Annotated in this window: 7 protein-coding genes; 2 read left to right on the top strand and 5 right to left on the bottom strand. The window is 58.3% G+C overall.

What is annotated here, in order from left to right; genetic code table 11:
• Window positions 1-631, top strand: a 631-nt coding sequence (locus AC3B8H_RS17255; RefSeq protein ID WP_488442780.1) for an alpha/beta hydrolase family protein, incomplete at its 5' end; no start/stop codon positions are given.
• Between the two features lie 7 nt (window positions 632-638).
• Here AC3B8H_RS17255 and AC3B8H_RS17250 read toward each other — a convergent pair.
• From AC3B8H_RS17250 to AC3B8H_RS17235, 4 genes are read right to left on the bottom strand one after another with little or no spacing between them, the layout of a single operon-like run.
• On the bottom strand, window positions 639-1367 hold the full coding sequence (locus AC3B8H_RS17250) for a TIGR00266 family protein (RefSeq protein WP_488442779.1): 729 nt from the start codon (window positions 1365-1367) through the stop codon (window positions 639-641).
• A gap of 35 nt (window positions 1368-1402) precedes the next feature.
• On the bottom strand, window positions 1403-2530 hold the full coding sequence (dapE, locus tag AC3B8H_RS17245; protein WP_488442778.1) for a succinyl-diaminopimelate desuccinylase: 1128 nt from the start codon (window positions 2528-2530) through the stop codon (window positions 1403-1405).
• Window positions 2527-2865: an ArsC family reductase gene (locus tag AC3B8H_RS17240; protein ID WP_488442777.1), complete on the bottom strand. Its 339-nt coding sequence runs from the start codon at window positions 2863-2865 to the stop codon at window positions 2527-2529. Before AC3B8H_RS17240 ends, dapE begins: the two co-directional genes overlap by 4 nt.
• Window positions 2866-2870: 5 nt before the next feature.
• A complete protein-coding gene (locus AC3B8H_RS17235; protein ID WP_488442776.1) occupies window positions 2871-3113 on the bottom strand; it encodes a hypothetical protein in 243 nt (80 codons plus the stop codon).
• Between the two features lie 245 nt (window positions 3114-3358).
• Here AC3B8H_RS17235 and AC3B8H_RS17230 point away from each other — a divergent pair, with 245 nt between their 5' ends.
• Entirely contained in the window at window positions 3359-5596 is a 2238-nt protein-coding gene (locus AC3B8H_RS17230) for a bifunctional diguanylate cyclase/phosphodiesterase (RefSeq protein ID WP_488442775.1), read from the top strand.
• 62 nt (window positions 5597-5658) lie between these two features.
• On the opposite strand, the gene AC3B8H_RS17225 is transcribed toward AC3B8H_RS17230, so the two are convergent.
• The coding region (locus AC3B8H_RS17225) for a DUF6492 family protein (protein WP_488442774.1) at window positions 5659-6225 on the bottom strand (567 nt) is incomplete at its 5' end.

Genomic DNA, 6225 nt, shown 5'->3' with positions numbered 1-6225 from the left:
ATTTCTGGCCGATCGCGGCTGGACCGTCCTGCAGCTGAATTTTCGCGGTTCGGCCGGTTACGGCAACGACTTCGAGGCGGCCGGTTTTCGGCGCTGGGGCTTGGAAATGCAGGATGACATCACCGACGGCGTGCGCTGGCTGGTCGAACAAAAGTTGGCCGATCCCGGTCAGGTGTGCATCGTCGGCGCCAGCTACGGCGGTTACGCGGCGCTGATGGGCGCGATCAAGACGCCGGAGTTGTACCGTTGCGCGGTCAGTCTGGCGCCGGTTACCGATTTGCGCCGCTTGCTGGACGACTGGGGCGACATGCGTCTGCTGGATCACCGCTTGCACGCCGAATTGGCTGAAAAAGCCTTGGGCCATTGGTGGAGTGACAGGGCGCGCTTGAAGGACACTTCGCCGGTCGAGCAGGCCGCCCGTCTGCATACGCCGCTGCTGTTGGTGCACGGGGTCGGCGACTGGACCGTCAACGTCGGCCATTCGCGGGATATGGCCGATGCGTTGGCGAGCGCTGGTTTTAAGGATGTGCGTTATGTGGAAATGGAGGACGCGGATCATTATCTGACCCGCGAGGAAGACCGCTTGCGGTTTTTCGGTGAAATGGACGCGTTCTTGCGGCGCTTTCGCTAGCGGCCGGTTATTCGCTGTCCTGAATCGGCCGGGATTGGCTGAGCACCCGTTCGGCCAAGCGCGAGAACGGCATGCTTTGCACCCACACCGAGCCGGTGCCGGACAGTGTTGCCAAAAACAAGCCCTCGCCGCCGAACAGCATGCTTTTCAGGCCGCCGCTCATCGCGATGCCGTAGTCGATGTCGCCGCTGAAGGCCACCAGACAGCCGGTGTCCAGGCGCAGGGTTTCGTTGCGCAATTCCTTGCGGACGATGGTGCCGCCGGCGTGGATAAAGGCCATGCCGTCGCCGCGCAAGCGTTCCAGGATAAAGCCCTCGCCGCCGAAGAAGCCGCTGCCCAAGCGTTTGTTGAAGGCGATGTCCACCTGGGTGCCGAAGGCGGCGGCCAGGAAGGCGGTGCGTTGGCAGATGACTTCCTGGCCGAGTTCGGCCAGATTCAGCGGGATCACCGAACCCGGAAACGGCGCCGAAAAAGCCACCTTGCGTTTTTGACCGCCGCGATTGCTGAAATGGGTCAAAAATACCGATTCGCCGGTCAGCATGCGCTTGCCCAGGCCGAACAATTTGTCCATTACGCCGCCGGAGCCGTCGCCCATCTTGGTTTCGAAGTCGATGTCCTGTTCCATGTACGTCATCGCGCCGGCTTCGGCGATCACGGTTTCGTTGGGGTCCAGTTCGATTTCGACCATTTGTATGTCATGGCCGACTATCTGGTAATCGACTTCGTGGCAACGCATGCTGTCCTCCCTAATGGATGATTCGAATAAAAAAATCAGGCGAGCAGATTGACCAGGATTTGCCGGTACAGCAGGCTGAGCCGTTCCAGTTCGGCCAGATCGATGTGCTCGTTGAGCTTGTGTATGCTGGCATTGATCGGTCCCAATTCGATGACCTGGGCGCCGGTCGGCGCGACGAAGCGGCCGTCCGAAGTGCCGCCGCCGGTATCGTCGTGGGTTGGATAACCGCACACCTGCTCGATCGCGGCGTGGGTGGCGTCCATCAGTTCGCCGTGGGCGGTCAGAAACGGCTGGCCGGACAGGCGCCAATCGATCTGGTAACGCAGGCCGAAGCGGTTCAGAATCGCTTCGGCGCGGGCCTTGATCGTGGCTTCGTCCAGTTCGGTGCTGAAGCGCAGATTGAATTGGGCGACCAGTTCGCCCGGAATCACGTTTTCGGCGCCGGTGCCCGAATTCAGATTGGAGACTTGCAGGCGAGTGGGTGGGAAAAAGTCGTTGCCGCGGTCCCAGACTTCCTCGGTCAAGGCTTGCAGGGCCGGAGCGAAGGCGTGGATCGGGTTGTCGGCCAGTTCCGGATAGGCGACGTGACCTTGAATGCCCAGCACCGTCAATTTGGCGTTCAACGAGCCGCGTCGGCCGACCCGTATCACGTCGCCGAGTTGGCGCGCGCTGGAGGGTTCGCCAACCAGGCACCAATCGATCCGGTCGCCGCGCCCCCGCAACACCTCGACCACCTTGACCACGCCGTCGGTGGCCGGGCCCTCCTCGTCGCTGGTCAACAGGATCGCGATCGAACCACGATGCTCGGGGTATTCCGCGATAAAGCCTTCGACGGCGGTGACGAAGGCGGCGATGCTGCCCTTCATGTCGGCGGTGCCGCGGCCGTACAGCTTGCCGTCGCGCAAGGTCGGCTCGAACGGCGGACTGTCCCACTTGTCCAGCGGGCCCGGCGGCACCACGTCGGTGTGGCCGAGGAACACCAACAGCGGCGCTTGGCGGCCTTTGCGCAGCCATAGGTTTTGGGTGTCGGCGAAATTCATCCGCTCGTCGATAAAACCCAGGCCGCTCAGACGTTCGGCCAGCAAATCCTGGCAGCCGGCGTCGTCCGGCGTCACCGACGGCCGCCGGATCAGTTCCTGAAGCAAAGTCAGCGTCGCGCTCATGCGGCGGGATAGCCGTCGGCGGCAAAACCGACGATCAGGCTGGGGCCGCCGTCGAGTATCGGCCGTTTGATCAACGTCGGTAGTTCCAGCATCAAGGCGACCGCCTTGGCTTCGTCCAGATCGGCTTTTTGCGCTTCGCTCAACGAGCGCCAACTGGTGCTGCGCTGGTTTAACACCACATTCCAGCCGGCCTCGGCGACAAAGCGCTTCAGCAAGGCCTCGTCCAAGCCGTCGGCCCGAAAATCGTGAAAGCGGTAGACGACGCCGCGCTGGTCCAAGCAGGCGCGGGCCTTCTTCACCGTGTCGCAGTTTTTGATTCCGTAAAGCACGTACATTGGGATCAGGCGTCTCCGGCCAGCAGTTCCTCGACACTCGGCAGCGACTCGTCGGCCTTGGCGCGGGCCTTGTAAACGTCGACGAATTCCATGAAGGCTTGTTCGAGGTCGTCGAGGACTTCTTCTTCGTCGGCGACTTCGTCTTCCGGGATTTCGCCGGAATCCAGATAGTCTTTTTGAATGGCAATTTCGCCGTTCAGCGACAGCAGGGCGAGGATGAGTGCATTATTGGAGATGTTTTCGGCCATGGCTAGATTCGAATTGAGTTGATCGGAAAGGAATGTTTGCTGTTGGCGGGACGCTCCGTGCGTCGGGCGAGTATCCTTGAACAGAAGTTCGCTAGATTACCATTTTCCGGGTGGCGGCGCTTGCCCGTTTTCGGTTTTGTCGCCTTGGCGGCCGGAGGTCGAAAAAACTCGGCTTTTCGTGCGAGAATGCCTATTTTAAAGGGTTGGCGTCCGGCCGACCGGGTACGGAGTCTTTCGACAGCAGCATGCAAATCCATCACGGCGGCGATTTTCAGGCAACGGATCAAAGCGTCGATTACGCGGCGCTCGACGGTCGGGATCAGGCCGGAATTCTGCAATTTCAGCAGGATATTCTGCGGCTGGTGGCTCTGGGTCACGAGGCTGCCGAAGTGTGTCGGCAAATTTGTTTGCTGGAAGAGCGGTTGTTGCCCAACGCCGTGGCATCGGTCATGCTTCTGGACGACGAGGAGCAAACGCTACAGGTGTTTGTCGCGCCCAGTATTCCGGCCGAGGGCATCGCCCAGCTGAACGGCTTGCGGCCTGGGCCGGGCGCCGGCTCTTGCGGTAACGCGGTTTTTCGGCGAGAGCCGGTTTTCGTCGAAAATACCGGTAAGGACCCGCGTTGGCGGGATCTGCGCCAACTGGCCTGCAATTTCAACATCGGTGCTTGCTGGTCGATGCCGATACGCGGCAAGGGCGGGCGGGTGATGGGCTCGTTCGCGTTGTCAAGCTTCGAACATCGCCTGCCGAGTCCATTTCACCGCAAATTGCTGGAAATTGGCGCATTTATCGTCGGCATCGTGCTGGAGCAACGCAGAGCCAACGAACAACTGTACTTGGCCGGCAAGGTGTTCGAGTACAGCACCGAGGGCATTATGCTGACCGATGCCGACAATCGTATCGTTTCAGTCAATCGGGCGTTTACCCGGATTACCGGATATGCGTTGGATGACGTCAAGGGCAGGAACCCGTCGTTGTTGTCGGCTCGGCGGCACGGCGCCGCGTTTTACCAAAAAATGTGGCAAAATTTGGCCGCCAATGGTTATTGGCAAGGCGAAATCTGGAACAAAGCCAGCGACGGCCGGGTATATCCCGAATGGCTGAGCATTACCGCGATTCATGGCGGGGATGGCGAACTCAGCCATTACTTAGGCGTATTTTCCGATCTCAGCGACAAGAAGCGCAGTGACGAAATTATTTGGCGGCAGGCAAATTACGACGCGCTGACGGGGTTGCCGAACCGCAACCGTTTTTACGACCGTCTGGAACAAGCGATCAAGGCGGCCCTCCACAACGGTAGTCGACTGGCGCTGCTGTTGATCGATCTGGATCATTTTAAGGAAGTCAACGACACGGTCGGCCATGTTTACGGCGATGCCCTGTTGAAGGCAGCCGGCGAGCGTTTGCGGGCTTGCGCGGGCCAAAACGACGTTTTGGCCCGGTTGGGCGGCGACGAGTTCACATTGATCCTGCCCGACATCACCGACAGCCAATGCGTCGAGCAAACCGCGCAAACGTTTTTGGATACATTGGCCGCGCCTTTCGTGCTGGATGGGGCCTCCAGTTATTTGTCCGCCAGTATCGGGATTGCATTGTTCCCGGACGATGCGGTCGGTATCGACGCGCTGCTGAAATATGCCGATCAAGCCATGTACGCTGCCAAGAACCAAGGGCGCAATGCCTGGCGCTATTTTACGCCGGCCCTGCAAATCGCCGCCGAACGCCGTTCCAGGACGTCCAGCGATTTACGGGAAGCCTTGGCGCGCAACCAATTCCATTTGGTTTATCAGCCGATCGTCGAGTTGGCGACCGGGCGGATACGCAAGGCCGAGGCCTTGATACGTTGGGAACATCCGCAACGCGGGCTCATCAGTCCGGCCGAATTCATTCCGCTGGCCGAGGAAACCCGCTTGATCGGGGAGATTGGCGGCTGGGTGTTCGCGCGAGCGGTTGAACGGGTGGCTGCTTGGCAAGCCGCGTACGGCGCCGATTTCCAAATCAGCGTGAACAAGTCGCCGTTGCAATTCAAAGGGGAGGAAGACTGGGTTGGGCATTTGGCCGGCTTGGGCTTATCCGGCCACAGCATCGTGGTTGAGATTACCGAAGGCTTGCTGCTGGATGCCGACGTTCAGGTCTCGAACAAATTGTTGGCGTATCGGGACGCCGGCATCCAAGTGGCGATTGATGACTTCGGTACCGGTTATTCGTCGTTATCGTATTTAAAGAAATTCGACATCGATTACTTGAAAATCGACCAATCCTTTGTGCGCAATCTGGCGCCGGACTCCAGCGATCTGGTACTCTGCGAGGCCATCGTGACGATGGCGCACCGCTTGGGCATGCAGGTGATAGCCGAGGGTGTCGAAACCCGGGAACAGCGGGATTTGTTGCGGGAGGCCGGCTGCGATTTTGCCCAGGGTTATTGGTTTGCCAAGCCGTTGAGCATAGCGGAATTCGAAGCCATGCTGGCAGGGGTCGATTGATTCGCGGCAAGCCGGGCGGATTCGGAACTTGCAAGTCTTCGAGGTTGCCCGGCGGGTACGGCTTATGTCTGATGCCGGATAAAATCGTCAAGTCGATTGCCGTACTCCTTGGGCGATATCGATAAATTCGATTGCACGACAATACAAACCACCGACGGATCGAGAGTCATATTTCCGGCAATGAAGTTTTCAAAATCCTGTTGACTCCAGATGCCTTGATAAATTGGGGAATTTGATAAACGAATATCGGCTGGTTTTAAAACCTCTTCGACATAGATGCCGTAAATAGAATATTCGGAAAACCACTCAGCCTCGAATAACACGCGTTGCCAGGGTTTTTGGTGTTTTTCCTCAATATATTTCAATAGCGACTCTCCCCAGGATTTATAGAAAAAAAACGGCCACGACATAAAGTGAAACGAGGTGTCGCCTTCGGGTAGACGCAAAATCTCCCTGGCTTTTTCGATATGCATTCTATGCATCGCTGATTCGCAAGTGGGCCGTATTTCAACTAGAGTTTTCACGGTATCAGTTTGGCCGAAAAGGTCGGATACGGAAAACGGCTTTATGAAAAATAAATCAGAATCCAAAATTAATGCGGCTTCTTCGTCGATTAATATATTCGGAAT

It is taken from the genome of Methylomonas sp. BG-2, from assembly GCF_057766305.1.
The sequence above is the reverse complement of the archived record's forward strand: the minus strand, read 5'-3'. Positions and strand labels throughout refer to the sequence as shown.